The sequence below is a fragment of the Tardiphaga sp. genome (assembly GCF_028290785.1).
Taxonomy (GTDB): Bacteria; Pseudomonadota; Alphaproteobacteria; order Rhizobiales; family Xanthobacteraceae; genus Tardiphaga.
This window is the reverse complement of record NZ_JAQGJD010000313.1, coordinates 1-2,760: the sequence shown is the minus strand read 5'-3', so window position 1 is coordinate 2,760 and position 2,760 is coordinate 1. Positions and strand designations below refer to the sequence as shown.

General features: G+C 68.4%; 2 protein-coding genes. Both read right to left on the bottom strand.

Annotation, left to right across the window (positions count from 1 at the left end):
• Positions 1–2,049: hypothetical protein (locus tag JWR89_RS19210; protein WP_299719012.1), on the bottom strand; the 2,049-nt coding region annotated here is incomplete at its 3' end.
• A 94-nt stretch (positions 2,050–2,143) separates the two neighbouring features.
• A partial coding sequence (locus JWR89_RS19205) for an AAA family ATPase (protein WP_299719010.1) occupies positions 2,144–2,760 on the bottom strand: 617 nt, incomplete at its 5' end.

Below are 2,760 nucleotides of genomic sequence, written 5' to 3'. Positions count from 1 at the left end.
GCTGCTGCGGTCCGGTTGGCCCGCGACCTTCAGCGCCACGCGGTACTTGCCGGGCGGCAGTTCCAGCGTCGGGCCGTTCGGCGTCTTCGGTCCGCCGACTCCCGGCGCAACCTTGATGGTCTTGCCGTGGACGGTAATCGCGGCCTGCGCGTCAGCCATGTTGCCGAAGGTCAGCCGGACCTGCCCGGGTTGCGGCGCGATGCCGGCCTTGGCGGCCTCGGCGGGGTTCTTCAGCACCAAGTGGACGGCGGTCTCGCCATTGCGGCGGTCGAGTTTCAGCAGCGCGGGTCCGTCGGGCGCGGTGAACGCCAGCGCGACCTTGTCGGCCTTGACGATCGCGCCCCGCGATTCTTCCTTCCACTGCCGGCCGGTCAGTTCGCGGCGATAGAACGCGAGCACGGTATTGAGGTCGGCCGGGATGCTGGCATCGAGCTCGCGTCGGAACGGGCTGCCGCCGCCCTGCGCCTTCCAGGTGCCGGGCGCGCTGAGCGTGTGCTGTTTCGGCACCGGCAACGGCGCATTGCCTTCGGCTTCGAGTTCGACAGTGGCCGCCACCGGCACGACGGCTGCGGCCCTGAGACCGGCGCCATCGGCGGTGACGCGTGCTTTCGGGCCCATCTGCATGATGGTGAACGACACCTTTTGCTTCGCCCTGGAAAAGTCGAGCACCACCATGTTGGGATTGTTGATGACGGAAGGCGTTTCCTTCCAGCCCAGCGGCTTCATGGCGCCGCGATGGAACGCGGCCAGCGCCTTGACGCTGGAGGCGCTGGAAAATTCCAGGTGGCCATCGGCGCCGTTGAACTGGACCTTGTCGGCGGTTTCCGGCAGCGGCACCGGCGCGGCGTTGCCGTCCAGGGTGCGCAAGGTGGCATCCCGATCGGGCGACGTGGCCGCGGCTGCCGTACGCTGCGCCTCGGAGGCGGCAATCGCCACGCGCGCGGTCGCTTCGGCGTCGCGCAGGAATTTGGCGCTCTCGTCGCGCCTGGCCTTTTCGCGCGCGGCCAGCACGGCCTCGGACACCTGCAGCACGAAACCGATACTGGTGAGATCGTACTGGCGGGCGAGCCTGAGCGTGCCGCTGCCTTCGGCGGAGGTGAAGGTCAGCGTCACCGCATCGGCAGCGATCGCCGCGCCCTTGCTCTGTTCGGTCCAGCCGCGCTTGCCGAGCTCGCGGCGATAGAATGCCAGTACCGGGCCGAGTTCGGCGGCCAGGGTGGCCTTGAGTTCGCGCCGTGCAGCGCCATCGGAGTAAGTGGCACTGGAAACCGATTTCGGCGCCAGCAGGCCATAGGTCTCCTGGCCGGCTTGCAGATCCTGCGGCAGGGCGAACGGCGCAATCCGGATTTCGACACGGGTGCCGTCGCCGCGGCGCTGCAGCGTCATCATGATCGGCTTCTGATACGCAAGCCCGGCATTGACGAAATAGGCGCGCACGCCGTCCTCGTTGATCGCCTCGGGCTTCGCGCCGGGCCAACGCTCGGCAATGTCCTCGGCGGTCAATCTGGTCCAGCCCGACGCGGCAAGCCTGCTGACGATTTCGTCGCGCGTGGTCTCGATGGGACGGGCCGTCACGCAGCGCAGATAGGGCCGGTTGCCGTTGAACAGGATGTCGCTGGCGGCCTCGGGCAGCGGCAGATCCACATTGATCCGGGTCGCGAGATAGGTCACGCGGGATCGCTCCAGGCTGGAGCCGGCGCGGTTGAACGAAACGATCAAGCCCTGACCCGCCCGCTTGAACAGCAGCCCGTCGCCGTTGCCTTCGGCGAGGGGATCGAGATAGGGCGTCCAGCCCGCATCGACCAGCAACTTGTGCGTCGCAGCAGCATTGCCCGCCACTGGCCCGGCAACGGAATAGACCGCCATCTGCGAGATTGCCCGTTCGGGCTCTTCGCGGGCGCCGGCAAGCCGTGGCAGACCCGCGACATCGACAATGCCGTCATCCGCCCGGCAGGCGATCGACCCCGCCGCCAGCGCCGCACACAGGATCCATACCGACAGGCATCGCCGTGCCAGGGGCCGCGCCCCGCGCCTCGTCGCCAATATCATGAATGTCTCCGGGGGCTGCCGACGCACGCGCACATCGTCATAGGGCTGCGACGACATGGCCGCTCAGACTAGTCGTTCCGGGAGACGCCGCGGTTCAAGCCGGCACCGGCCGCCGCGTGACCCGTCCGTCCGCCACATCGAAAATCTCGCCAGACGGGCCGATGTCGGCAAACGCCGCGGGATCCGCGCCGGTCATCCAGACCTGGGCGCCGAGCTTTGACAGTTCGCCGAACAATGCGCGGCGACGGTCGGGATCGAGATGTGCCACGACTTCGTCGAGCAGCAGTAGCGGCGTGATACCGGTCATCTCGGCGACCAGCGTGGCGTGCGCCAGGATGAGCCCGATCAGCAGCGCCTTCTGCTCGCCGGTGGAGGCGTCGCGCGCCGGCATGTTCTTCGGCGCGTAGATCACCTGCAGGTCGGTGAGATGCGGGCCGTCGAGGGTGCGACCGGCGGCGGCGTCGCGCGGGCGGCCATCGCGCAGGATCTGGCGGTAGCGGTCTTCCACGGAGGTGGCGGGTTCGCTGACCAGCGCATTCTCCATCCAGCCGTCGAGCATGATCAGCGCGGAGGGAAACGGCGAGGTCTCGAAGCGCGCGCGCAGCATCGCCGCCAGTCGCGTCACGGTCTGGCTGCGCATCGCTGCGTCAGCCACCGCGAGTTCTGCGGTCTCGCGCTCGATGGCATCGAGCCAGTGGCCGTCATAGTTGC